The sequence below is a fragment of the Streptosporangium sp. NPDC020072 genome (assembly GCF_040631445.1).
In the GTDB taxonomy this organism is placed as follows: domain Bacteria; phylum Actinomycetota; class Actinomycetes; order Streptosporangiales; family Streptosporangiaceae; genus Streptosporangium.
On the sequence record NZ_JBEYAB010000009.1, the window covers coordinates 105,404 to 129,952 of the forward strand.

Annotated in this window: 18 protein-coding genes; 11 read left to right on the forward strand and 7 right to left on the reverse strand. The window is 72.6% G+C overall.

Annotated features, from left to right (window positions below; translation table 11 throughout):
* Window positions 1-139: 139 nt before the first annotated feature.
* Window positions 140-907: a DUF2306 domain-containing protein gene (locus ABZ470_RS22560; RefSeq protein WP_362913547.1), complete on the forward strand. Its 768-nt coding sequence runs from the start codon at window positions 140-142 to the stop codon at window positions 905-907.
* Here the strand turns inward: ABZ470_RS22560 and ABZ470_RS22565 are convergent.
* The 3 genes from ABZ470_RS22565 to ABZ470_RS22575 form a co-directional block, all read right to left on the reverse strand.
* Window positions 793-2,049 carry a M28 family peptidase gene (locus ABZ470_RS22565; protein WP_362913549.1) on the reverse strand — a complete coding sequence of 419 codons (1,257 nt, stop codon included), beginning with the start codon at window positions 2,047-2,049 and terminating at the stop codon, window positions 793-795. The genes ABZ470_RS22560 and ABZ470_RS22565 overlap by 115 nt on opposite strands.
* A gap of 18 nt (window positions 2,050-2,067) precedes the next feature.
* On the reverse strand, window positions 2,068-4,299 hold the full coding sequence (locus ABZ470_RS22570) for an NACHT domain-containing protein (RefSeq protein ID WP_362913551.1): 2,232 nt from the start codon (window positions 4,297-4,299) through the stop codon (window positions 2,068-2,070).
* A 372-nt stretch (window positions 4,300-4,671) separates the two neighbouring features.
* Window positions 4,672-5,253 (reverse strand): TetR/AcrR family transcriptional regulator C-terminal domain-containing protein, encoded by a 582-nt coding sequence (locus ABZ470_RS22575; RefSeq protein WP_352014435.1) that lies wholly within the window; start codon window positions 5,251-5,253, stop codon window positions 4,672-4,674.
* 59 nt (window positions 5,254-5,312) lie between these two features.
* On the opposite strand from ABZ470_RS22575, the gene ABZ470_RS22580 reads away from it, so the two are divergent.
* Window positions 5,313-6,548 (forward strand): beta-ketoacyl-ACP synthase II, encoded by a 1,236-nt coding sequence (locus ABZ470_RS22580; RefSeq protein WP_352014434.1) that lies wholly within the window; start codon window positions 5,313-5,315, stop codon window positions 6,546-6,548.
* Between the two features lie 4 nt (window positions 6,549-6,552).
* Here ABZ470_RS22580 and ABZ470_RS22585 read toward each other — a convergent pair whose 3' ends face one another.
* Window positions 6,553-7,428 carry a class II glutamine amidotransferase gene (locus ABZ470_RS22585; RefSeq protein ID WP_362913553.1) on the reverse strand — a complete coding sequence of 292 codons (876 nt, stop codon included), beginning with the start codon at window positions 7,426-7,428 and terminating at the stop codon, window positions 6,553-6,555.
* A gap of 164 nt (window positions 7,429-7,592) precedes the next feature.
* Here ABZ470_RS22585 and ABZ470_RS22590 point away from each other — a divergent pair, with 164 nt between their 5' ends.
* The 7 genes from ABZ470_RS22590 (at window position 7,593) to ABZ470_RS22620 (ending at window position 16,206) form a co-directional block, all read left to right on the forward strand.
* Window positions 7,593-8,348 carry a GntR family transcriptional regulator gene (locus ABZ470_RS22590; RefSeq protein WP_352014432.1) on the forward strand — a complete coding sequence of 252 codons (756 nt, stop codon included), beginning with the start codon at window positions 7,593-7,595 and terminating at the stop codon, window positions 8,346-8,348.
* Entirely contained in the window at window positions 8,339-8,566 is a 228-nt protein-coding gene (locus ABZ470_RS22595; RefSeq protein WP_352014431.1) for a 4Fe-4S dicluster domain-containing protein, read from the forward strand. Before ABZ470_RS22590 ends, ABZ470_RS22595 begins: the two co-directional genes overlap by 10 nt.
* Before the next feature lie 16 nt (window positions 8,567-8,582).
* Window positions 8,583-10,019 (forward strand): ABC transporter substrate-binding protein, encoded by a 1,437-nt coding sequence (locus ABZ470_RS22600; protein WP_362913555.1) that lies wholly within the window; start codon window positions 8,583-8,585, stop codon window positions 10,017-10,019.
* Window positions 10,016-10,873: an ABC transporter permease gene (locus tag ABZ470_RS22605; protein ID WP_362913557.1), complete on the forward strand. Its 858-nt coding sequence runs from the start codon at window positions 10,016-10,018 to the stop codon at window positions 10,871-10,873. The genes ABZ470_RS22600 and ABZ470_RS22605 overlap by 4 nt, the downstream gene beginning before the upstream one ends.
* Window positions 10,870-11,607, forward strand: coding sequence for an ABC transporter ATP-binding protein (locus ABZ470_RS22610; RefSeq protein ID WP_362913559.1), 738 nt, complete (start codon window positions 10,870-10,872; stop codon window positions 11,605-11,607). Before ABZ470_RS22605 ends, ABZ470_RS22610 begins: the two co-directional genes overlap by 4 nt.
* Window positions 11,607-14,264, forward strand: coding sequence for a fumarate reductase/succinate dehydrogenase flavoprotein subunit (locus tag ABZ470_RS22615; protein WP_362913561.1), 2,658 nt, complete (start codon window positions 11,607-11,609; stop codon window positions 14,262-14,264). Before ABZ470_RS22610 ends, ABZ470_RS22615 begins: the two co-directional genes overlap by 1 nt.
* A 919-nt stretch (window positions 14,265-15,183) precedes the next feature.
* A complete protein-coding gene (locus ABZ470_RS22620; RefSeq protein WP_362913563.1) occupies window positions 15,184-16,206 on the forward strand; it encodes a ParB N-terminal domain-containing protein in 1,023 nt (340 codons plus the stop codon).
* On the opposite strand, the gene ABZ470_RS22625 is transcribed toward ABZ470_RS22620, so the two are convergent.
* The gene (locus ABZ470_RS22625; protein ID WP_362913565.1) at window positions 16,167-16,880 is read right to left on the reverse strand and encodes a CGNR zinc finger domain-containing protein; all 714 of its coding nucleotides are present in this window, start codon (window positions 16,878-16,880) and stop codon (window positions 16,167-16,169) included. The genes ABZ470_RS22620 and ABZ470_RS22625 overlap by 40 nt on opposite strands.
* A 26-nt stretch (window positions 16,881-16,906) precedes the next feature.
* Here ABZ470_RS22625 and ABZ470_RS22630 point away from each other — a divergent pair, with 26 nt between their 5' ends.
* Both ABZ470_RS22630 and ABZ470_RS22635 read left to right on the forward strand, forming a co-directional pair.
* Entirely contained in the window at window positions 16,907-17,386 is a 480-nt protein-coding gene (locus ABZ470_RS22630) for a GNAT family N-acetyltransferase (protein WP_362913567.1), read from the forward strand.
* Window positions 17,383-18,624, forward strand: coding sequence for an MFS transporter (locus ABZ470_RS22635; RefSeq protein WP_362913569.1), 1,242 nt, complete (start codon window positions 17,383-17,385; stop codon window positions 18,622-18,624). The genes ABZ470_RS22630 and ABZ470_RS22635 overlap by 4 nt, the downstream gene beginning before the upstream one ends.
* Before the next feature lie 146 nt (window positions 18,625-18,770).
* On the opposite strand, the gene ABZ470_RS22640 is transcribed toward ABZ470_RS22635, so the two are convergent.
* Together ABZ470_RS22640 and fusA are read right to left on the reverse strand one after the other, a co-directional pair.
* A complete protein-coding gene (locus ABZ470_RS22640; protein WP_362913571.1) occupies window positions 18,771-21,662 on the reverse strand; it encodes a DUF6493 family protein in 2,892 nt (963 codons plus the stop codon).
* A 406-nt stretch (window positions 21,663-22,068) separates the two neighbouring features.
* Window positions 22,069-24,114 carry an elongation factor G gene (gene fusA / locus ABZ470_RS22645; protein WP_362913573.1) on the reverse strand — a complete coding sequence of 682 codons (2,046 nt, stop codon included), beginning with the start codon at window positions 24,112-24,114 and terminating at the stop codon, window positions 22,069-22,071.
* Between the last annotated feature and the right edge of the window lie 435 nt (window positions 24,115-24,549).

A 24,549-nucleotide genomic window follows, 5' to 3' on the forward strand; every position in this document is an offset into this window, starting at 1 on the left:
AAACGGGTCAACCGGTCTCCCTCTGATGAGGGAGACGCACTTCCCTCGGCAGGGGGGCGACCGCCGTACCGGGACGAACCTACGTTGTGGACGGCCGTGGAAGGCCGTTACGGACGGTCGATCGACGATGGGGGCGTTCATGAGAAGAACAGTCGGACTGTGGTGGGTCGTCCTCACCGCGGTGGGAATCGCGGTGTACGCGCCGCTGCCGTACCTGACGGACACGCTGCGGCACCTCGCGCGGAGCGACGTCGGGATCGCGGCCACCTACGTCGATCAGCCGGGCTGGGCGCAGGCGGCCCTGTACGTGCACATCTGCTTCGGCGGCCTGGCGCTGCTGGTCTCACCCACCCAGTTCGTCGTACGGCTGCGCACCCGCTTTCCCGGGTTCCACCGGCTCTGCGGGCGGGTCGTGATCGTCGCCATGATCGTGGCCGGGGTGGCGGGACTGGTGATGGCTCCGGCCAACATGGCCGGTCCGGTGGGAACGGCGGGCTTCGGGACGCTGGCCGTACTGTGGACGACCTTCGCCGTGGCTGCCTACCGGGCGATCAGGCGCGGTGACGTCGCCGCGCACCGCCGCTGGGCGACACGGGCGTTCGCGCTGACGTACGCCGCGGTGATGCTCAGGGCGTGGCCGCTTGTCCTCGTTCCGCTCCAGACCGCGTTCGGCGTGGACGAGGTCACCGCCTTCGACCGCTCCTATCTGGCCGACTCCTTCCTGAGCTGGGTGCCGAACCTGCTGTTCGCCGAGGCCCTGCTGCGGCGGAGCCGCGGACGCCGGGCCGTTCCTCAGGGGGCCGGTTCCTCGCGGGCCAGCCTGCGGATGACGGCCTCGGCCAGTTCGGCGGCGGAGACCACGCTGTCCAGGTCGACGTTGTCGGGGACGTCGGAGTCGAGGTGGTAGTGGGTGATGAGCTTGTCGTGGTCGAGCGAGACGATCGTGGCGACGGGGTACCCGTGCCGCCGGGGGACCTCGCTGTCGGTGCTGTTGCGCGAACGCAGTCCCCGCAGGAGCGGCACCCCGATGTCGCGCGCGCACTCCGCGACGAACCGGCGGAACGGCTCGGGGTAGTCGCGCATCAGCACGGGCCCCTCACCTTCGAGCAGGGCGAGCCTTCCCGAGCCGACGCTTTCGAGGTTGACGAAGCAGGTGCCGGGGCCGAGGTCGGGGAAGTGCCTGCGGGCGAACCCGCGGATGCCCTCCTGCAGGGCCTCCTCGGCACCGGCGGACAGCAGGACGACCCGCAGCCCGGAGACCGGCTCCCGCTGGAGCGCCCGCGCAACGCAGACCAGCGCGGCCACCCCGGAGAGGTTGTCGTTGGCCCCCGGCACGGCGGGCCTGCGGCCGATGTCGGCAAGGAACGCCAGGTTGGCCGCCGTGATCGCCGTTCCCAGGCCGCCGAGCCTGCGGTCGCCGCTCGCGGCGCCCACGGCGACCAGGGCAGGTCCCAGGATGACCGGCCACCAGGTCGGCGGGTTCTCCTTGGCGGCGGCGATGACGGCGGGGAAGCGGCGGGCGACCCAGCGGAGCACCCGCTGGTCGAAGATCACTCCCGACGGGGCGGCGTCGTGGTGGGCGAGGACGACCACCGTCCGGGTCGCCGTCGGGTCGCCGCCGTACGCCACGACGTTGTGGGCGCGCCGGTGGGGGAGCGCGACCCGGCGGAACCAGCGGGCGCCTCCCGCGACGTCGTCGGCGATGGCCGCCGACGCCGCCGCCGCGACCACCGCGGCGCCCCAGCGGGCCGCCGCCCTCCGCGCGCCGCCGTACGAGCCACCGCCGTGTGAAGGGACGCCGTACCGGGAGAGGAGGCCCGCGGCGAGTCCGGCGGCGCTGAGCAGGCCGATCGGCAGCGCGTAGGAGCTGGTCGCGCGCACCGGCTCGACACCGGCCCGGTAACCGAGGCCGCGCAGCCGTTCCGCGAGCGCGGCGGCCACCCGCTTCTCCCCGGGAGAGGTGGGAAGCCGGGCGATTCCGGCGTAGGCGCGGATCACCTCGTCGCAGGTCCGCCGTCGCCATCCGTCCGGTAACCGGTCAGCCGTCATGGCCCGTCTCACCCGTCTCTAGTTGTGCCACGTCAGGAGGTACTCCTGGAACCTCACATGGCGGAACTGGTAGACGGCTCCCACCCGGCGCAGGAGACCGCGCCGGTGGGTGTCGTCCAGGAAGTCCATGAACCGCCACGGCACCCTGCCCAGCAGGGCGAGCCACGCCTTCGCCACCGCGTAGCGGCCCCACACCGACGTCGTCAGCCCCATGAGGTGGTCGGCGAGCGCGTACCCGAGCCCGAAGACGGTCGCCGGGAGCACGGCCGCCCGGACGCCGTAGGCGAACGTGTAGGCGATGCCCGTGGTGACGCCGATCGTGGTGAACAGCGTGAGGCTGCGGGCGAGGGCCGCGAGCCGTTCGGCGCGCCGGGTCGAGCGCGGGCTCAGCGCGAGGGTGACGTCGGTCGACACGTCCAGCCAGATGTTCAGCCCGTCGATCACCCCGAACGCGAGGCCGACCAGGATGCCGACGAGCACGCCGAACCACGACGCCGAGATCGCCCAGGCCGTCACCCCGACCCCGACGCCGGTGACACACCCGATGGCGACGTGGCGGACGAACGCCACGGCTCCCCGGCGGGAGGCGAACCTGACCTCGCTCGGCTCGGACCGGGTCGAGATGGTCAGGTATCCGTCGGCGAGACCGACCGCGAGGCCGAGGCCGACCCCCTCGGCGACCGCCCGGTACAGGCCGCCCGTCTGGTAGACCACGAACCCCTGGACCAGCCCCGTCACCATGCCCAGGACGCGGCCCGCGCCCAGCGCCAGCCTCCGTTCGAGGGGCGTCTTCTCGTTCAGGCCGATGAGGGGGGTGAGGAGGCCGCCCCGCGTCCCGGACTCCCGCAGCCCGCGCAGCCAGGCGTTCATCGGCCCCTTCAGGATCCCCTCAAGGCTCCACCGTTCGGTACGGCGGTCGCCCGCCAGGAGGAGCACGGCGACGGCGAAGACGACGGCGGCGACGGGGCCGAAGACGAAGCCCACGACACACGCCCCGACGACGGCGGCCGGGGCGTGCACGACGGCCGCGGGGGCCGCGGTCTCCAGGTGCCACCACGCGATGTCCGGCCGGTCCCTGCCGCTCAGGTTGCGGGCCAGGAAGGTCAGCCAGACCTGGACGTCGCCGGCCTGCGGGCCACGCCGTTCGTCGGGGTAGGCGGCCCGGACGAGCTCGCCGAGCAGGTGCTCCTCGACCAGGCCGGCCGTGGCGAGACGCGGCTGGAGCAGGACCGCCGCGTCCCCCGGCCGGTCACCGTAGATCGCGCGCGCCAGCGTCACCATGAGCGGCGTGCGCAGCGCCGTGGCGACCGGCCCGTCGGGGTTGTCCCGCATCTCGGCGAACACCGGGTCCCAGCGGCGCACGCGGGGCCTGGCCGTCGCCCCCCTGAGGTACTCCTCGACCCTCGCGCAGCCGAGGGGCTGCAGCACGACGGCCGCCCCACGGGTGACGGCGTCGCCGGCCAGTACGGCGGCGCGGTACTCGTTCGTCCTGCTCGTCAGGACGATCTGGCGGTCCCGTCCCAGCCAGCCGTTGACGTCGGTGATCGCCTGGGGCCGGGTGGGTTCGGCGAGTTCGTCCAGGCCGTCCAGGATCGGCAGGACCAGGTTGTCGTGCAACAGGCGCCTGGCGAGTTCCCGCGCGTCCCGGTGCCGGGGCGAGCCGAGCTGGTAGTTCGTCGCCAGCTGGTCGGCCAGCCACTCCTCCAGCGGGATCTCGGCCGGGTTCCACCTGTTCAGCGGGATCAGGACCGGGACGGGCCGCCCGGGCACGCGGCGTTCCAGCAGTTCGAGCAGGAGGGTCAGGGCCAGGACCGACTTGCCGGAGCCGAGCGGCCCGAGGATCACCAGCCGTCCGCCGGGCAGGCTCTCGAAGAAGTCGGCGACCCGGGCGAGGTCGCCGTCCAGGGGCACGTCGGCGCGGGCGGCCCGCGCGTTCCCGGCCCTGGCGGCGGGCAGCGCGTAGATGGGGTCGGTGAGCTCCTCCTCCTTGGTCCAGCTGACGTTCAGCGGCCAGGGGTCGTTGAGCCTGCGCAGGGCCGCCTCCGCCTCCCACTGCTCACGCACCGCCACGGCCAGCTGGTCGGCGACCTTGAGCAGCGCGTCCGCCTCGGACTTCGGCGAGGAGCCACCGGCCCGAGGCCCGAAGAAACGTTCGAGCTGCGACAGGAGCAGGCCGGCCGCCGCCGTGAGCACTCCCAGGACGGCGCCCCACCCGGCCGCCTGGTCCTGCCTGACGAAGAAGATCAACACTGAGATGAGGACGGCGGACCCGCACACCAGGGAGAAGACCGCTATGAAGATCCTTCTGGCCCACGATCGCCTTTTGGGGACCATTCCCACTCCTTGGCCGGCCCCGTACGGAATCTGCCGCTAATGGAATCAGGTGGCCAACCCTGATTCAAGGAGTTTTTCCCGTTCTGTCCTGGCCGGTCGTGGATTTGTGGCGGCCTTCCCGGGCGTGCTGGGGGTTTCGCCTGGTCGGCGGACGGGGTGGGTGTCTTTCCGCGGTGCCGCCGGGTCCGTGCGGGTTTCCGCGTCCGGGGATTCGCGGCGCCCACTCCGGCGAGTGTCATTTTTCCCGATAATCCGGAAATATCGGGTTTTGTGGGAATGGTGGGGCCTCTACTTCTCGTGGACCGTCAGAACCCCGGCGAGGTCGATGTCGCTTGAGCGACCGCCGAAACCGGACTCCGAGATCAGCCGGGCCCCGAGGACGGCGCTCCAGAAGGTGCGCGCCTCGACGGCGGCGGGACGGTCGACGACCCAGCCGTGGCGGTCGAGCACCACGGTGAGGTAGCGCTCCGCCAGCCGGAACAGCAGGGTGAGGTTGTGCTGCGCCACCGGCCGCAGCTCGGGCCTGAGCCGCGTCGTCGACATGGCCTGCACGGCGACCGGTACGGCGGGCAGCGCCAGCGCGGTGCGGGCCATCGCCTCACGGAACGCCCTGGGCGTGCGCTGCCGGTGCCCGACCGGCTCCAGCCGTTCGGCGTCGCGGAGCAGCATCAGGAACGCCGCGTGGACGAACAGGGCGTCCTTGGACCCGAAGTAGTAGGTGATCTGGTTCGGGTGCGCGCCGGCCGCCGCCGCGATCTCGGCCACGCTCACCGAGCCGAAGGGGTGCTCGGCGAAGAGCGCCACGGCCTGGTCGAGAAGCTGCGCGCGGGTGCGTCGGCCCCGGCTCCGGGGAGGGTCGCTCGTGGGCATGCTGTATTTGTATGCGATACAACTATGCGGGAGCAAGCCGGAACATCGAGGGGATCAGCATGAGCGTTCAGGACGTCGTCGTCACCGGTCTCGGGGCGACCACGCCTCTCGGTGGGGACGTCGACTCACTGTGGGAGGGGCTCCTCGCCGGGCGCTCCGGCATCCGGCGGATCGACGACCTCGTGGCGCCCTTCGCCCACGCCGACGACCTGCCGGTGCGGATCGCCGCCCCGATGGCCGTCTCCCCCGACGAGGTGCTGCCCCGCGTCACGGCCCGGCGGATGGACCGCTGCCAGCAGGCCGTACTCGTCGCCGCGCGGCAGGCCTGGGCCGACGCCGCCATGCCCGAGGTCGATCCCGACCGTCTCGCGGTGGTGGTCGGCACCGGCATCGCGGGCATCGGCACCCTCCTGGAGCAGGACGACCTGATAGAGGAGAAGGGGCCCCAGCGGATCGCCCCGCTCGCCGTCCCCATGCTGATGCCGAACGGCCCGGCCGCCTGGATCAGCCTGGAGTACGGCGCCAGAGCCGGCGTGTACACACCCGTCTCCGCGTGCGCGTCGGGTGCCGAGGCCCTCGCGTTCGCCGCCAGGCTCATCCGGTCCGGAGAGGCCGACGTCGTCATCGCCGGTGGCACGGAGGCCGCCATCACGCCGTTGACCATCGCCGGTTTCGCCCAGGTTCGCACGCTGTCGAAGCGCAACGACGCCCCCGAGCGCGCCTCACGGCCGTTCGACGTCGACCGTGACGGCTTCGTGCTCGGCGAGGGCGCCGGTGTCATGGTCCTGGAGCGGGCGGACTTCGCGGCCGCGCGGGGCGCCCGCCCGATCGGCCGGTTGGCGGGCTTCGGCATCACCTCGGACGCCCATCACATCACCGGCCCCGACCCGACGGGCGCGGGCCAGACCCAGGCGATCCTCAGGGCCGTCTCCTCCGCCGGGCTCCGGCCGGAGGACGTCGACCACGTCAACTGCCACGCGACGTCCACCGTCGTGGGAGACGTGGGCGAGGCGGCCGCGATCCAGCGGGCGCTCGGGAACGACGTCGTCCTCACCGCGCCCAAGTCCAGCCTCGGCCACCTCGTCGGCGCGGCCGGTGCGGTCGAGGCCATCGTCACCCTGCTGTCGGTCGCCAACAGCGTCATCCCACCCACCCTCAACCTCGACAGCAAGGACCCCGAGGTCGAGCTTGAGGTCGTCAGCGGTGAGCCCCGCAAGCAGCACCTCGGCGCGGCGGTGTGCAACTCCTTCGGGTTCGGCGGCCAGAACGTCTCCCTGCTCTTCACCGCTCCCTGACCGGTCAGCGGACCCCGGCGCGCTGGGAGGCGGCGGCGTCGGGGCGCAGATCGGCCAGGGTCAGCGGGTGCGCCGGGGGATCGGTCAGCAGCGTCGTACGGACGAGGCCCAGATCGGGGCCGTTGTGCAGGAGTTCGCCGGGCTCCATCAGCCGCCAGCCGGGGTTGTCGTCCATCCGCTCGCTGGCCACGACGAGCGCGGGCGCCCGCGACAGGTCGCCGGAGTGCACCCGGATGCGCCCGCCGGTTCCCGTGTGGTCGAGGTGCCGGTCGCCGTGCCTGCCGCCGGGGGCGCGTTCGAGCACGTACAGCTCGTGGGTGTCCGGGTAGCGCAGCGCCCACAGCCCGCCGGGGGTGGCGAGGACGAGGTTGAGCGCGTACAGCGGCAGGTGTCCGGCGATCCACCGCGCGGCCCGGCCGAGCCCGGCGGCCACGTCCCCGCCGTTCGCCCTGATCTCCTTGGTGACCAGGGCGAACACCCGTTCCGAGTCGGTCTCCCCCTTGACCAGTGAGCGCGCGTCGCCGAGGTGCTCGTCGAGCAGGTCGAGGCCCTCGACGACCCCGTTGTGCGCGAACAGCCGTCCGTCCTGCTCGAAGGGGTGGGTGTTGCGGACGTCGAGGCCGCCGGTCGAGGCGAACCTGATGTGGGCCACGAAGGTGGCCGAGCGCACGGTCCTGGCCTCCTCGGCGAAGCGCCGGTCGGCGTAGGCGGCGACGGGCTCCTTGCGCACCCGCGGCTCGCCGTCCTCCTCGAAGTAGCCGAGACCGGTGCCGTCGGGGTCGCGGTGCCCCTGGACGCTGAGGCTGTCGGGGGCGTCGAGCAGCCAGAACGTGGCGCGGGCCCGTTGTGGCGCGCTGGTCATCCCGAACAGACGGCACATCCCGCCCCCCTTCTCTCAGGAGACCTTCCCCGGGCGTGGCAGATCTTGCCCTGTCGGCGGTGAAAGTCCAGGTGGGGAAGTGCCCTGGGTGGCGCAATCCGACCGTTATGCCATTTTCCCTACTCATTTAATAGGCTTTTCCTGTGAGACAGTCCGACGGCCGCGTGAGAGCGGCAACGGTGGCGTCCCGGAGCAGGGCCGACCGGGCCAGACAGGTGGCCGACCTGCTGCGGCGGGAGATCGTGCACGGCGGGTACGGCGCCGGGCGGCTCCCGCTCGAAGCCGCGCTCGCCCGCGAGTTCGGGACCTCGCGCAACGCCATCCGCGAGGCCCTGGACCTGCTGCGCGGTGAGGGGCTCGTCGAACGCTGCCCCGGCGTCGGCACCACGGTCGCCGCCGAGAAGTACCCCCACGACCTGCACCGGCTCCTCGGCCTCGCCGAGACCCTCCACGAGCACGGCCGGGTCACCAACGAGGTCCGCACGATGAGCCTCATCGCCCCGCCCGCCGCCGTCGGACGCAGGCTCGGCCTCGCCGCCGGGGAACAGGTCGTCTACCTCGAACGGCTGCGCAGCCTCAACGGCCTGCCGCTCTCCCTCGACCTGACCTACCTCGTCCGCGACGTCGGCGAACCGCTGTTCGACGCCGACCTCGAAGGCAACGACATCTTCGTGCTGCTCGAACGCGTCACCGGCCAGCCCCTCGGTACGGCGGAGCTGACCATGGAGGCCGTCAACGCCGACGCCCACACCGCCGCCGTGCTCGACGCCCCACGCGGAGCCGCCCTGCTCATGATCGAGCGGCTCACCCACCTGTCGGACGGACGCCCCGTCGACCTGGAGTACGTCCGCTTCCGCGGGGACCGCCTGACCATGCGCGGCCACCTGCACCGCGGCCGGGAGGAGGACACATGCCCCTGATCAACCAGCGCGTCGAGGTCCCGGTGACCATCGACGAATCCCTGTGCATCGACGGCTGCACGCTCTGCGTCGAGGCCTGCCCGCTGGACTCCCTCGCCATCAGCGACGAGACCGGCAAGGCCTACATGTACGTCGACGAGTGCTGGTACTGCGGCCCCTGCGCCGCCCGCTGTCCCGTGGACGCGGTCACCATCAACATCCCCTACCTGCTGCGCTGAAGGACCTGACCGTCAGATGAGACCTCTCCGTACGGCGGCGCTGGCCGCCCTGACGCTCCTGCTCTCCGGCTGCTCGGTCGCCGGTGCCGGTGGCTCCGACGGCTCCGGCTCCTCCGGGGACGGGAAAATCCACCTCGTCGTCGGCTACCAGTCGAAGACGATCAACACCGTGACCGCCGGGACGCTGCTGCGCTCGCTCGGCTACCTGGAGAAGAGGCTCGGCGACCGTTACACCGTCGAGTGGCAGGACCACGACACCGGCGCCCCGATCACCGCCAAGATGGTGGCCGGGAAGATCGACATCGGCTCGATGGGCGACTACCCGCTGCTGATCAACGCCTCCCGCACCCAGCAGACCCCCTCGGCCCGCACCGAACTGGTCTCCATCACCGGCTACAACCTGCGCGGCGCGCTCAACATGGTCGTCGTCGCCAAGGACTCGCCCGCCAGGACGCTGGCCGACCTCAAGGGAAGGAAGATCTCCGCGAGCGTCGGCTCCGCCGGACACGGCACCCTGGTCCAGGCGCTGGAGAAGGCGGGCATCGACCCGGCGACCGGCGTGGAGACCGTCAACCAGCAACCCCCGGTCGGCGCCTCGGCGCTGGAGTCAGGCGGAGTCCAGGGCTACGCCCAGTTCGTCGCCTGGCCCGGCCTGCTGGTCTTCCAGGACAAGGCGCGCCTGCTCTACGACGGCGCCGCCCTGGACGTGCCGACCTTCCACGGCGTCGTGCTGCGCCAGGCCTACGCCAAGGAGCACCCCGAGGTCGTGGACGCCTTCCTCAAGGCGCAGCTCGACGCCACCCGCTACCTGCACGAACACCCGCTCCAGGCCGCGCTGACCGTGGCCGGCCAGACGGGACTTCCCCCCGAGGTCGTCTACCTCTACAACGGCCCCAACGGCATCTCCACCTTCGACGCCACCCTGAAGCCGCCACTCAAGGCCGCCCACGAGCACGACGTGCCCTACCTCAGACGCATCGGCGACGGCTTCTCCGGGGTGGACGTCACGACGTTCGTCAACGACACCTACCTCCGCAGGGCGTACGGCCCGGCCTACGAGACCGACCTCGCCTCGACCGTCAACCCCGCCGCGATCACCGGCACCGACCCCGTCTGCGACGTCCCCGTCAAGGACCCGGCGACCGCCTCCGAGCTGTGGCTGTCCGGCCAGGACACCACCCGGCCCGCCGCGACGCCCACCTGCCTGCTGCGGCAGATCGCCGGGGCGGGCACCGCGAAGGTCCGCGCCGCCTACGTCCCCGACACGGCCACCGGGACCCGCTGGTTCGCCGACCGGGCCGTCTGGGTCAGGGACCCCGACGGCGGGAGGAACGCCGAGTTCCTGCCCTTCACCACCGAGGACGGCGCCAGGGCCTACCGCGACGCCCACCCCGGCACCGAGGCCGTCACCTACGACGACGCCCTCAAGGCCGTCCTCAGGGCGTCCCGGTGACCGGCCCCGCGCGCCAGAGCGTCCAGGACCGCCCGGTGACCCGCCCCGCCGTACGGCGCAGGCACTCCCAGGGTCACCCGGCCGTGCGGTGGGCGACCAGGATCGGCTGCCTGCTGGTGGCGGCCGGGCTCTGGCAGGCGCTCACCGCGACCGACGCCCGGCTGTGGCTGAGGTTCGACCGGCTGCCGGGGCCCGGTGAGGTCGCCGCGCGCTTCGCCACCCAGCTCACGACCCGGCTGTACTACCTCGACCTGCTGCAGAGCCTCATCCGCATCCTCACCGGCTTCGCGCTGGCCGCCGTCGCCGGGATCACCGTCGGCGTGCTGATCGCCCGCTCCCGCCGCGCGGGCGACGTGCTGCTGCCGCTCCTTGAGGCCGTACGGCCCATCCCCGCCATCGCCCTGGTGCCCATCGCGATCCTGCTGTTCCCCACCGACGAGCAGGGCATCGTGTTCATCACCTTCACCGCCGCCTTCTTCCCCGTCATGGTCAGCACCCGGCACGCCGTACGGGCGCTGCCCACGCTGTGGGAGGACGCGGTCAGGACGCTCGGCGGGAGCCGTCGCCACGTGCTGTGGAACGTCGTGCTGCCCGGCACCCTGCCCGGCGTCTTCGGCGGCCTCTCGGTCGGCATGGGGGTGGCGTGGATCTGCGTGATCTCCGCGGAGATGATCTCCGGTGAGTTCGGGGTCGGCTACCGGACCTGGCACGCCTACACGATCGTCGACTACCCCGGGGTGATCGTCGGGATGGTCACCATCGGCGCCCTGGGCTGGCTGACCTCATCCGTCGTCGAACTGGTCGGCAGACGCGTCACCCGCTGGCTGCCGCGTGGGGAAGGGAGCGGGACGTGACACTCACCAGCGGGATCACCGTGGGCGCGGGCCGTACCGGGCTTTCGTTCCGGCTCGACGGGGCCGGGTTCGGCTACGGCGGGACGGCCGTGCTGCGCGACGTCGTCCTCGACGTCGCGCCCGGCGAGGTCATGGTGGTCGTCGGGGCCTCGGGCTCGGGCAAGTCCACGCTGCTGCGGGCCCTCGCGGGGCTGCTGCCCGCCTGGGAGGGACGTGTCCTGGCCGGGGACGAACCGGTCACCGGCCCCGGCGCCGAGCGCGCCATGGTCTTCCAGGACGACGGCCTGCTGCCGTGGCGCACCGTACGGCGCAACGTCGAACTGCCGCTGGCCATCAGGGGAGTCCCCCGGCGGGAGCGGGCGCGGGCCGCCACCGAGTGGATCGACCGGGTCGGCCTGGCCGAGGCCGCGCAGCGGCTGCCCAGGGAGCTGTCCGGCGGCATGCGCCAGCGGGTGCAGCTGGCCCGCGCCCTGGTCGGCGCGCCGCGCGCGGTGCTGATGGACGAACCCTTCGGCGCCCTGGACGCCCAGACCAGGGCCGACATGCAACGCCTGCTGCTGGACGTGCTGCGCGACACCTCGGCGACGGTCGTCTTCGTCACCCACGACGTGGACGAGGCGCTGCTGCTGGCCGACCGTGTCGCGGTGCTCGGCCGTACCGGGGTCAAGACCGTCCTGGAGACGCGGGGCGGGCCCAGGGCGGCCCTGCGCGAACGCATCCTGAAGGAGCTGTAGTGGAGATTCCCCCGGTCACGGACCGTCTCGAACTGGTGTGCGAGGTGCTCGTCGTCGGCGGCGGCACCGCGGGCACGATGGCCGCGATCACCGCTGCCGAGCGCGGCGCCCGGGTGCTGCTGCTGGAGAAGGCCCACGTACGGCACAGCGGCGCCCTGGCCATGGGCATGGACGGGGTCAACAACGCCGTCATCCCCGGCAAGGCCACCCCCGAGGACTACGTCGCCGAGATCACCAGGGCCAACGACGGCATCGTCAACCAGCGGACCGTCCACCAGACCGCGACCCGTGGCCACGACATGGTCCGCAGGCTCGAAGGCTACGGCGTGAAGTTCGAGAAGGACGAGTACGGCGACTACGCCGTCCGCCGGGTGCACCGCTCGGGCAGCTACGTGCTGCCCATGCCCGAGGGCAAGGACGTCAAGAAGGTCCTCTACCGGGTGCTGCGCCGCCGCGACATCAGGGAGAAGGTCAGGATCGAGAACCGGGTCATGCCGGTGCGCGTCCTGACCGAGGGCGGCAGGGCGGTCGGCGTCGCCGGGTTCGACACCCGCAGCGGAAGGTTCGTCGTCGTACGGGCCGGGGCGGTCATCCTGGCCACCGGCGCCTGCGGGCGGCTCGGCCTGCCCGCAAGCGGATACCTCTACGGCACCTACGAGAACCCGGCCAACGCCGGGGACGGCTACGCCATGGCCTACCACGCCGGGGCCGAGCTGAGCGGCATCGAGTGCTTCCAGATCAACCCGTTGATCAAGGACTACAACGGCCCCGCCTGCGCGTATGTGGCCAACCCGTTCGGCGGGTACCAGGTGAACGGGAAGGGAGACCGGTTCGTCGACTCCGACTACTGGTCGGGGCAGATGATGGCCGAGGTCGCCTCCGAGATCGACTCCGCCCGCGGCCCCATCTACCTCAAACTCACCCACCTGCCCGAGGAGAGCGTCTCGGCCCTGGAGACCATCCTGCACTCGACGGAACGGCCGACCCGGGGCACCTTCCACGCCGGGCGGGGCCACGACTACCGCACCCACGACGTGGAGATGCACATCTCCGAGATCGGCCTGTGCGGCGGCCACTCCGCCTCCGGCGTCTGGGTGGACGAGAACGGCGCCACCACCGTCCCCGGCCTGTACGCCGCCGGAGACCTGGCGTGCGTCCCGCACAACTACATGATCGGCGCCTTCGTCTTCGGCGACCTCGCCGGGGCGCACGCCGCCGCCGACCACCGGGTCCCCGCGACGCTCCCCGAGGACCAGGTCGCCGCCGCGCACGAACTCGTCTACCGGCCGCTGCGCAACCCCGAGGGGCCGCCGCAGCCGCAGGTGGAGTACAAGCTGCGCCGCTTCGTCAACGACTACGTCGCCCCGCCCAAGACCGGCGCCAAGCTGGAGATCGCGCTTGAGTCCTTCGAGCGGATGCGCCAGGAGATCGCCGCGATGGGCGCGCACACCCCGCACGAGCTGATGCGCTGCGTCGAGGTGGACTTCATCCGCGACTGCGCCGAGATGGCCGCCCGTTCCTCCCTGGTGCGCACCGAGAGCCGCTGGGGCCTCTACCACGACCGCGCCGACCTGCCGGAACGCGACGACGAGGGCTGGCTGTTCCACCTGAACCTGCGCCGCCGGTCCGACGGCGCCATGGAGTTCGTCAAGCGTCCCGTCGAGCCGTACATCGTGCCCGTCGAGGAGTTCCAGCCGGTCCGGGCCGAGCCCGTGCTCATCGGCGCCCACACCAGCGCCCCGGTGCGCACGGCCGTGGAGACCCGCTCGACCGGGACCGCCGTCGGCCGCTCGCCCCGCATCCTGGAACTGCACCGGCTCGCCGAGGAGCAGCCACCGGTCGAACGGCTCACCCCCTACCTCGCCGACCCCGACCCCAAGGTGCGCCGGGCGGCCATCGCGGTGCTCACCGAGACCGTGCCCGACGGCGCCGGTCAGGCGCTGGTCGCCGCCCTGGCCGACGACCACGGCATGGTACGGCGGGCCGCCGCCAACGGCCTGCGGGAACTCGTCGAGGTGCTGCCCGCCGACGCCGCGCTCGGCGCGGGCCTGACCGCCCGGACGGACAGCCAGGACGCCGTGGTCAGGGCGAGCGCGCTGGACGTGCTGCGCGCCCTGCGGCTGGGGGACGCCGAGGTCTTCGCGGCGGGCATCCGGGACGCCGACCACCGGGTGCGCATCGAGGCGATCCGCGGCCTGGTCTCCCTCGACGCGTCCGGCCTGGTGGCCGAGGCGGCCGGAGACGCCTCCCGGGAGGTCCGTGTCCGGGTGGCCGTCGGCCTGGGCACCGTCGGCGAACCGTCCGCCGCCCTGGAGACGCTCGCCGACGACCCCGACCCGCTCGTCAGGGCCGCCGCCCTCGAATCGTCCGGCGCCACCGGCTCCCCGCTGACGGCGGCGGCCGTACGGGGGCTGGGGGACGCGGCCTGGCAGGTGCGGGTGGGGGCGGTCCGCTGCCTGGGCGCGTCCGACCCCGAGGTCGCGGTGCCCCTCCTCACCGAGGCCGCGACCGACCCCAATCTCGACGTGCGCAAGGCCGTCGTCCTCGCGCTGACCCCCTGGAGCGCGCGGCCGGAGGTGACCGAGGCGCTGCGGGCCGTACTGTCCGACCCGGACGCCGACGTCCGCGCCTACGCCCGCCGGGCCCTGCCCGCCTGACCGCCTGACCGCTCCCCGAGCTCTCGGCGAAGGGCCCGGACGGGGTGCTCCGGCTGCCTCACGGACGGAGCGGGGATCTGAGACCCGGGGTCCACGCGGGGAATTCACCGGGTTTCGAAGACGGTCGGACCGGTGAAATGTGAGGCGTTCTCAGCGCATAGAACTTCTCGGCCTTTCCGGAGGTGGCGGGTGCCGTACGACCGTGGTCTCTTCGGGTCGTGCGGCATTGTTCGGGTGTCAACAGGGCGGCGAGTGGGCGGTATTTTCCCGGCCGGGCGTCGTGTCGATTCGCGAACGGGACAGAAGTCCCTTTCACGGAGGGGGCGGGAGCATCGTCGCCACCGTCCGTGTGAATAAGCGGTTGACGGGAGGATCGAAGCGGCAGAGGTCGCGATTACCTGTCTGACAATAGTTGACAGTCACTCTTGAGGGTGACATATTGTTTTGCGATATCAACAGGGTGAATGTTTTACCAGGTCAATCTGTTCCGGTCGGCCCGTGTGGTCTTCATGTCTCGGGGAGTGGGGGGTCGTCTTTCGCAGCCCTGGGGCGCTGAAAGAGGGAACGGTCCGTGTCGGGCCGAAACGGGCTCCGGGCGGGGCGTTAACGGTCGTGTCGATATTCGTTCAGAACGTGTTCTTCCTCCGCCCGTCGTGCCGGAGGTTTCCGGGGTGCGCCGCTGAGGGGGCCGGGTCGCCGTCTCCGTCGAACGGTCGGCGCCTCTGTGGCGGTATTCCATGAGAAGAGTACGGCCGTCGGCGATTTATCGGCCGTGACGCCCGCGGAAACGAGATATCGGTAAAGCGGTGGTGGGGCATTCCTTCTTTCGGAGCGCGCGACACCGGAACGTGTGATCGGCGTGTCGGACGACCTGGTCCAGGAACGGAGAAAGGGCACCCTTCGCCGAGGGAGAAGAGAATTGGCTGTTCAGGCCGGAGAGACGTCGTCGTCAGACGGCGCCCACACGAGAGAGGGCTATCAGCCCGAGCTTTCCGCGGTTGAGACGGTCCCCGTCGGTTCGCTGCTTCCCGCTGACTCCCCACGGCGCCTCGGGGAGAACGCCCAGCACATACGCATGCTCTCCGGTGCGGAGGACACGTTGCCTCCGGTGATCGTGCACCGGGAGACCATGCGGGTCATCGACGGGATGCACCGGCTACAGGCGGCGGTCGTACGCGGTGAGGAGACCATTCGTGTGCGGTTCTTCGAAGGCGACGAACACGACGCCTTCGTGGTGGCCGTCAAGGAGAACACGGCGCACGGCCTCCCGCTCTCCACGGGGGACCGCGTCGCGGCGGCGGCCCGTATCCTCCGCTCGCACCCGCACTGGTCGGACAGGGCGATAGCCAGGATCTCAGGCCTGTCCGCGCGGAAGGTGGCGGACATCCGCCGCACCGTACTCCCGCAGGACGCGCAGCCGAAGGCCCGGCTGGGGCGTGACGGCCGGACACGCCCGCTGGACGGCTCCGCCGGCCGGATGCGCGCCGCCGAACTGATCGTCAAGGAGCCGCAGGCCTCCCTGCGGAGGATCGCGCAGCAGGTGGGGATCTCACCGGGCACGGTGCGGGACGTCCGCGACCGGCTGCGGCGCGGGGAGGACCCCCTGCCGAGGGCACTGCGCCCGCGGGCGCCGGAGAGGACGCCACCCGGGTCGCGCCGGCCTTCGGCGTCCGAACCCGGGCGCGACCAGCGCCGGAGGTCGCCCCTGAACATCCTGATGAAGGACCCCTCCCTCCGGTCCGCGGAACGCGGCCGGCACCTCCTCCGTCTGCTCAGCGCCAACGCCGCGCTCGCCCAGTCCTCGGAGTGGCTGGTCGGCGTCGTCCCGGAGTACTGCGTCGGCCTGGTCTGCCAGGTGGCCATGGAGAACGCCGCCGTGTGGGAGAGGTTCGCCGAGAACCTTCAGCGGCGGACGGCGCGGCCCAGACCCCGGGAAAGCTGACCGGACTCCCGCCGGTCCTGGGCGTGCCGGTCGAGGGGGACGCGTACGGGCTCCCGTAGGACGGCGTCCTCGGTTGTGCCCCCAACGGTGCCTTCGGCGGCGCCTTCGGTGGCGCTCCCAACGGTGCCCTCGGTGGCGTCCCCGGTGGTGCTCTCGGCGGCGCGGCCCGCGCGGTGCCGGCGAACCGCGTCACGGTTGGCGCACCGCTGGGAGCAGTAACGCTGCCGCCCGGTACGGGAGGTGTCGGCGAAGACCGTGACGCACTCGGCCACGGCGCACCGCCGGAGCCGGTGCATTCCCCGCCCGACCAGATGCAGCGCGGTGCCCACGGAGATGAGCGCGAACAGCACGGCGCCGAGCGACCGCTGGTCGTCGCGGTAGTGCAGGTGCCAGCCGCTGCCCGCGTGGTCGGTCAGCCGTGGGTAGGCGGCGGACCCGGCCAGCATGCGGTTGACCAGTTCGGCGCGTTCGTGCTCGTCGGCGGCGTCGACGACCTTCTCCCACGCGTCGAGCACGGCGTGGACGCGGTCCACGTCCTGCGGTGTGACCGGGTGTTCCAGTACGAGTCCGGCGGCCTCGCAGCGGTCCGCGAGCTCCTCGGCGGTCGCCGGGCGCCGGTTGGCCAGATCCGCGGCGAGGTTCACGGCGTCTCCGCCGTAAGGGTTGAGGTGCATAAGACCATTACATCACCCTTGTCCGTATGACACATCACACCGGCGTGCGCCAGGCGTCCCAGGACGACATCGCTGAACTCGTCCGCCTGCGGGCGCTGCTGTTCGGGGACCTCGGCGGAGACTTCTTCAACCCCTCGTCGGCGGGCGACGAATGGCGGACGGCCCTCGCCGCGGTCCTGAAGGAGAAACTGACGCGGGACGACGCGCGAATCCTCGTCGTGGACGGCCACGAAGGCCTCGCCGCCTGCGGCATCGGCACCGTCGAGCAGTGGTTTCCCGGCCCGCACTCGCGCAACGGCCGCATCGGACACGTGATCGGCGTCGTCACCGATCCGGCGTATCGCCGACGTGGCCACAGCCGCGCGATCATGCGGGGCCTGCTCGACTGGTTCAGGGAGAGCGACGCCGTCCGGGTCGACCTGTACGGCTCCCGCGAGGGCGAGCCGCTCTACCGGGAACTCGGCTTCTTCGACCATCCCGACCCCGCGCTGTGCTGGCGCCCGTGAGGGAGCGGTACCGGTGGGTCGTCCTCGGCGTCGCCACCTTCACCCAGGCCGCCTCAGGATTCTTCGTGCAGGGCATCGGGGCGATGGGCGTCCACCTGCAACGCGACCTCGGCCTGAGCACGGCCCAGCTCGGCCTGCTGCTCTCGGCGGCGCAACTGGCCCCCCTGGTCGGGCTGCTGGTCGCCGGGGAGCTGCTGGACCGCCACGACGAGCGCTGGGTCGTCGGGGCGGGCGCCTGCGTCGTCGCCGTGAGCCTGGGGGTGGGCGGCACGACGCGGACGTACGAGTCCCTGCTCCTCGTCCTGCTGGTCGTCGGCGCCGGATACAGCACCGTCCAGCCCGGTGGCAGCAAGTCGGTGGCGTCCTGGTTCGACACGTCCCAGCGGGGGCTGGCGATGGGAATCCGCCAGGCGGGCCTGCCGCTGGGCGGCGTGCTCGCCGCGGCCACGCTGCCCGCCCTCGCCGCCGAACTCGGCCTGCGGGCGGCGCTCACGGCCGGTGCGCTCGTCGCGCTGCTGGGCGCCGTCGCCTTCGTGACCCTCTACCGCAGGCCGCCCGCGCGGCCTCTCCCCGGTCCTCCGGGCGGTTCGCTCGGATCGCGGTCACGGACGCTCCGCGAACCGGCCATGGTGAGGACCGTTGTTTCCGGGATGAGCCTGGTCTCGGTGCACAGCGGGATCGGCGTCCTGACCGCGCTGTACCTCCACGAGGTGACGGCCCTCGAAGCGGGCCCGGCGGCCCTGGCCCTGGTGGCGGTCCAGGGGGCGGGGGTCGCCGGTCGCGTCTGCCTGGCGGCCTGGAGCGACCGAGGCCGATCCGGACGTCACACCTGCGTCCTGACCTGCGTGGCCTCCGTGACCGTGGGGATGTCGGCGCTGGCCACCCCGGTGGGGCGTTCGCCCGTGGCGGCCTGCCTGGTGTTCGTCTGGCTCGGCTTCTTCGGAATCGGCTGGTACGGCCCATGGGTCGCCCACGTGGCCGAATCGGCGCCCCCGGGCAGGACGGGCTTCGTCCTCGGCGCGGCCATGGCCGCCAACCAGATCGCCGTCGTCCTGGCGCCGCCCGCCCTCGGCCTGGTCAAGGACCTGACCGGCGGCTTCACGGCGCCCTGGCTGCTGCTGTCCGCGCTGACCGCCGTCACCCTGCCGGCCACGGCCTCCGGACGCCACCGGCCCCGACGGCACGGCCCGGCGGAAGCCGTACGAGAGCAGGACACGAACGAGGTCTCGGGTCACTGACGGTCTTTCTGGCGGCCGGAACCGGCGGATCCGGCCGTTGGTGAGCGCATGCCGGAGCGAGGAGGCCCGACGCGTCGCCGCACACGTCCCAGGCGCATGGCCGGGACCGACTCGGCGACGGCGACGCCGGGCGCGACCTCCGTACATCAGCCGGCCCCTTGCCCGGTCTTCCCGGCCTTCCCGGCCTTCTCGGGGGCCAGCAGGTCGCGCAGCCGGGTGCACTCACGGACGAAACGGCTTCTGCCGCCCCGCGCCGCGTGGGACGAGACCTCCGGGATCTCACCCTTGGCCCCGGTCCAGGACGCCACGTCGGCGGTGAGGGCCACCAGCTCGGAGTGGACGACGGTCGGCCGTTCCCCCTTGCCCGGCAACAGCATCGGCGTCATGGTCCTGAGGATCTCCCAGACCTGCCTGTGCGCGCCCTGGTGGACGGCCTCGGTGAGGGCGGCCAGCACCGGACGGGTCTCGAACCAGGCGCGGCGGATGAGGTACGCCAGCTGACGGCCGACCGCCGCACCGGGCAGATCCCCCCTGGCCGCCATCCGCAGCAACGCCTGTACGGCCTCCGGGCGTTCGGCGGCCAGGAAGTAGGCCAGGACGAGCGCGGTCGCCTCCCCGGCGGGGCCGTCCGCCTGGGTCAGGGCCACGAGATGCGGCGGGTACACCCCCGGACGGTCCCACTGGTAGAGCAGGTGGGGCAGGTAGTTGACGGCGACGACCTCCCGGTGCGACGGCAGGATCGCGGGCCACCACTCCATGGCCTGGCCGTGCCCCTCCCGGTACCACCGCGGCGGCTCGCCGAGCAGTTCGTCGACGAGTTCGTGCCCGGTCGGCTCGGCGCGCAGCACCGGTATCAGCCGGATGTTCGGGGAGCGCGTCAGCTCGTCGTCGTCGAAGACGCGCTCACGCGCGTTCCTGACGTATCCCCACTTCACGCCCGTCTCGGGGTCGGACAGGCCGCCCCCGGCCAACCAAGTGGCGACGGCCTCCGCCGCCCGCGACCCGACCCGCGTGGCACGCTCCGCCGCCTCGGCGTGGCGCCCCCTCGGCAGCCGCAGCAACGCCTGCCACAGGTCGGCGGGCAGCGGTTCGACCCCCGCCGCCGCGCAGACCTCCAGCCGTTCGACCAGCACGTCGGGCGCGAGATGCCCGGTCATCGACGTGGGCGTCGCCAGCAGAACGGGCGGCAGCGCGCCCTTCCGCAGCGCGCCGTACAGCTCAGCGAACCGGCGCAGCAGGAACATGTGCGGCCCCGAGACGTTCCGGGGGTCGGGCAACCGGTTCCGCGTGCGGTACTTCGCCGGGAGAAGGCTCAGGCCGAAGCGCGGTTCGGCCCGGTCCGGCGAGGGCATGAGCAGCCTCTGCGCGAAGACCCCGAGCTCCGCGACCCGGCGGAAGATCTCATCCCGCCAGTCCCTGGGCAGGAACTCGTCCTCGTCGGTGGCGGCGTGCGTCACCGAGAAGCCCGTACCGGCCAGGGGATCGGCCGGTGTGGGCTCCGGCACCCCGGGGTCGCTCCCGGAGGCGAGGACCTCCTTGGCGAGGGCGGTGATCCAGGAGGAGGCGTCGAGCCACGGTCCCGTCCCGTCGTCCAGGGGGGAGAAGGCCGCCAGCCGCTCGCGCAGGGCCGTACGGTCACCCCCGGCCTGTCCGACGAAGGCGGCCAGCCACCGCTCGCACTCCACCCAGCCGCCGTGGGGGTCGTCCAGCGAGGGGGCGGGGAAGGGGCCGGGCTCCTCGACGGCGGGCAACGCCGCGGGGGCGAACGCTTCGGGCGTCTCCGCCCCCGCGATCTCGCCACCGAACACCGCCGCCACCTGCGCGCCGAGGTCGGTGGGCAGCGACGAAACGGCGTCGGTGATCGTCGCGGCCCCGGCCCCGAACGCGGCGGCGCGCTTGACGGCGATCCGGGCCGCGCGCCGCTGCACCTGGTAGGAGGTGTGCGCGAACGCCGTGGCCAGCGCCGACGCCGTCTCCCCGGCCAGCTCGGGCGCCCGCCGTACCTCCTCGTCGAGCCAGCGCAGGCCCGCGTCGGCCAGCTTCGCCTCGGGCCGGAAGACCAGCGCGTCGATCGCCTCGGCGACGTCGGCCGCGTCGTGCGGGCCGGTACGGCGGACCTGGGCGAGCGCCAGCGTGGCGACCGCGCTGGGAGCGGTGGGCAACAGCCGCAGGTAGTCACGCGCCCGGGCGGCGGCCTCATGCGGCTCCGGCGCGAGGAGTTCGTGCAACCGTACGAAGAACCGCAGGTCAACGGCGTCGCCACCCCGCAGGAAACGGCTCAGACAGCCGTCGAGGAACTCCTCACGTGAGACCTTCCCGGCCTTGAGGAGCCACTGGATCCGGGCGAGCCACAGGGTGGGGGCGGGGGTCAGCCGCTCCTCTCGCAGGGCGCGGCCCACCCCCTCCGCCTCGAAGATCCGGGGAAGCAGCGTGTCCGTCAGCGGGTCGTCCTCAACCGTCCCGGCGGAGAGCCAGGCGAGCACGAGCGGGTCGTGCCTGGGCGGCTCGACGCCACACGTCCGCAGCAGCGCCAGCGCCAGCGGGATGACGTGGTCGTCCGCCGTACGGATCCTCCTGGCGAGCCGGGCCGCCACGTCGGCCTGCCAGGCAGCGGGACGGGTGGCCAGCGTGCGGACCAGCTCTGCCGGGGGCGGCGCCGCCGCCCATCGAGGGGCGAACTCGCGGCGGGCCAGCCAGGCGACCGCCGCGGCGGGGCCCGAGATCGTGCCCGCGCCGACGATCCGCAGCGGCGTCCCGAACTCGGCGAGCCCGTCGCGCCCCGCCGAACGGGCGGCCGTCTGCGCTGAGGACCGCAACCAGGAGGGCCAGTCGTCCTCCGCGCCGTAGTCGGCCAGGAGGCGGGCCCGCCAGTCCTCACGGGTCTTCCGCTCGGCGTTCTCCCGCAGCTCCGCCAGGAGCTCCGGCAGCCGACGAGCCACTTCGGCCCGCTCGGCCTCGGTCAGTACGGCCACGCGGTCCGTCAGCGCCTTGACCCTGCGCGCGACGACGAGGCCGCGTACCTCCTGCCAGGCGGTCACCGGGCCCCCTCCACGACGATCCTGGTGGTCCGCGCACACCCGGAGAAACCACGTCGGTGAGTCGGCGTGCGGCGCGTTCCCGACGGTTCGGTCTCCCACACGCTCGACACGACGCAGCCGGAGGCCGGCCGTTCCGGACGGCCCTCAACCGGCTTGGGAGGCGCGGCGTAGCCGTACGCCCACGTCGCACTTGTCATGCGCGGGACATTAGGGATCGTCACCGACAAAACGTATGCACACGTGGAAGCCGTCCCCCCAAGGGCCCTCCCGCGCGCACGCGGGTGAGGCGTCGTGTGGCCCGGCCTCCTGGGACACCTGCGGGGTCCTCCCGCGCACGCGGGTTACGACGCCGAACGGGGCGCCTGGGCCCCGCCCGCGCGGACGCGGGCGGGGCCGTTGTCAGGTCCTACCGGGACGGTTCCCCGGCGGAGGCCACGCCCGGCACCGGGGCGTAGCCCGCGGTCCGGGTGGTGAAGGTCCCCCGGCCCCGGGTCCGGCCGCGCAGCCGGGTCGCGTATCCGAACACCTCGGCCAGCGGAACGGCCGCGGTGATCACCACCGTGTCCGTCCTCGCGCTCGTGTCCAGGATCCGGCCACGCCGTGCCGCCAGGTCGCCGAGCACCCCGCCCGCGGTTTCACCGGGCACGACGACCGTGACCTCGACCACCGGTTCCAGCAGCACCATCCGGCAGGCGCGCAGGGCCTCCCGCAGCGCGAGCCGCCCGGCCGCCCGGAACGCGAGCTCGGAGGAGTCCTTGGGGTGGGTGGCCCCGTCGGTCAGCGTGACCCGCAGACCCGTCACCGGATGACCGCCGAGAGGGCCGTCTGCCAGGGCGTCCCGGCAACCGGCCTCCACCGCCCGGACGTACTCCCGGGGAACCCGTCCACCGGTGACGGTCGAGTGGAACTCGAAACCGGCCTCCAGGGGACCCACGTCGAGGACGACGTGGGCGAACTGACCGGCGCCCCCGTCCTGCTTGACGTGCCGGTACAGCAGCCCGGACACCCCCGAGGCGACCATCTCCCGGTGGGCGACCTGCGGCCGGCCCACACCGACCTCCAGCCCGTTGGCGCGACGGATCTTCTCGACCGCGACCTCCAGGTGCAGCTCGCCCATCCCGGAGAGCACCGTCTGACCGGTCTCGGCGTCGGTCCTGACGGTCAGCGAGGGATCCTCCTCGACCAGCCGCGCCAGAGCCGTCGCCAACCGGTCGGCGTCGCCGCCCCCGCGCGCCTCGACCGCGACGGAGACCACCGGGTCGGTCGCGGCCGGCGGTTCGAGGAGCAACGGAGCCGAGGGCGCGCACAGGGTGGTCCCGGTGCGGGACGTCTTCAACCCGACCACCGCGACGATGTCCCCGGCCACCGCCCGGTCCACCTCGGTGTGCCGGTCGGCCCGCACCCGCAGGATCCGGCCGATCCGCTCGGTGCGTCCCGTGCCCGCGTCCAGCACCGTGTCCCCCTTCCGTACGGTTCCCGAGTACACACGCACATACGTCAGCCGCCCCGTGGCGGTCGCGTTCACCTTGAACACCAGAGCGGAGAACGGCGCCGCCGGGTCGGCGGCGCGCTCCTGCGGCGAGCCGTCCTGGACGCCGCGTACCGCGGGCACGTCCAGCGGGGAGGGCAGGTAGGCCACGGCGGCGTCCAGCAGCGGCTCGATCCCCCGGTCGCGGTAGGCCGATCCGCACATCACCACGACGCCCTCACCGGTACGGGTCAGGTCGCGCAGCACGGAGGTGAGGGTCCGCGCGGAGATCGCCGACTCCGCGCAGAACTCCTCCAGCGCGACGGGATGCAGTTCGGCCACCGTCTCCTCCAGCAGCCGGCGACGCCGGAGCGCCTCCTCCAGCAGGGGTTCCGGCACCGGACCCTCCGTGAACGCGCCGTCGTCGTCCCAGAGCAGCGCCCGCATCCGCGGCAGGTCCACCACTCCGGTGAACGTGTCCTCCCGCCCGATCGGCAGCTGGACCACCAGCGGGGTCCCGTGCAGCCGGGCGCGGATCGACTCGACGGCCGTGTCGAGGTCGGCCCCGGCGCGGTCCAGCTTGTTGACGAAGGCGATCCGCGGCACCCCGTGCCGGTCGGCCCGCCGCCACACCGCCTCGCTCTGCGGTTCGACTCCCGCGACGCCGTCGAAGACCGCGATCGCGCCGTCGAGCACCCGCAGCGAGCGCTCCACCTCGTCGGAGAAGTCGACGTGGCCCGGGGTGTCGAGCAGGTTGATCCGGTGACCGTCCCAGACGCAGCTCACCGCCGCGGCGAAGATGGTGATCCCGCGATCGCGCTCCTGGGGGTCGAAGTCGGTGACGGTCGTCCCGTCGTGCACCTCGCCACGTTTGTGGGTGGTGCCGGTGACGTACAGGATCCGTTCGGTGACGGTGGTCTTCCCGGCGTCGACGTGGGCGAGGATGCCCAGGTTGCGGACGTTGTTCAACTGGTCGGTACGCACGGCCTACGGCCCTTCTCGGGGTCCGGACAGGACAGCGCGATCGCCTGACGAAACGGCCCGGGACCGGGCCATGGGGAGTCCTCGTGCGGGGTGACCGCATCGGGAGAGACCCGGCCGGCGACTTCGGCGCCGGACAGGGATCAGATGGTCGTCAGGAGGTCATCCGGTGTCAGCCGCGCAGCGGACACCGGGACGACGAAGACACCAGGATCACCTCGTGTCGTGACGGGGGGACGATCGCAGCGGTGCTGTGTCGCACGACTGGCCCCTCTCTCGTCACAACGCCCGGTGCGCCGTTCGTGGCGAGTGTATTGAAGCCGGTTCAGACGGAAAACCGGTTTTTCCTAGTAGGGCGTAGAGCATCCCGGTCCCGCGTCCGGCGATTGTGGTCGGGACCGCCGAAACGGTGTACCGCTGGCGTCGGCACGAGGCCGT